The sequence below is a fragment of the Mesorhizobium sp. M1A.T.Ca.IN.004.03.1.1 genome, from assembly GCF_003997555.1.
Classification (GTDB): domain Bacteria; phylum Pseudomonadota; class Alphaproteobacteria; order Rhizobiales; family Rhizobiaceae; genus Mesorhizobium.
Genome location: NZ_RZTV01000659.1, coordinates 1 through 255 on the forward strand (window position 1 = coordinate 1; position 255 = coordinate 255).

Consider the following 255-nt stretch of genomic DNA (forward strand, 5'->3'; position numbering starts at 1 on the left):
GCTCTTTGGACGACAAACCTGCTCATGCGATCCTTGTGCGATCCCGTCGGGTTGGCGCCTTCGTTCTTCACGAAAAGATCGCGCACACCGATTTCCGCGGCCAGTTCCTCCATGTGCACAAGGGGCGTGCCGCCTTCTCCGAGCGTGGGATGGTCAGGATAGATTTGCCAGTCCGCGAGGCGCTCCAGCGAGTCGGGCAATTCAGCGTATTCGATGGCGAGGCTGGCAGGCGCGCCACGACCCAGACAAGCCGGG

At 62.4% G+C, this 255-nt stretch carries 1 protein-coding gene; it reads right to left on the bottom strand.

Features of this window, described 5'->3' with window-relative positions; genetic code table 11:
• The coding region (locus tag EOD29_RS37680) for a pyridoxal-phosphate dependent enzyme (RefSeq protein WP_245475516.1) at positions 1-200 on the bottom strand (200 nt) is incomplete at its 3' end.
• Positions 201-255: the final 55 nt, after the last annotated feature.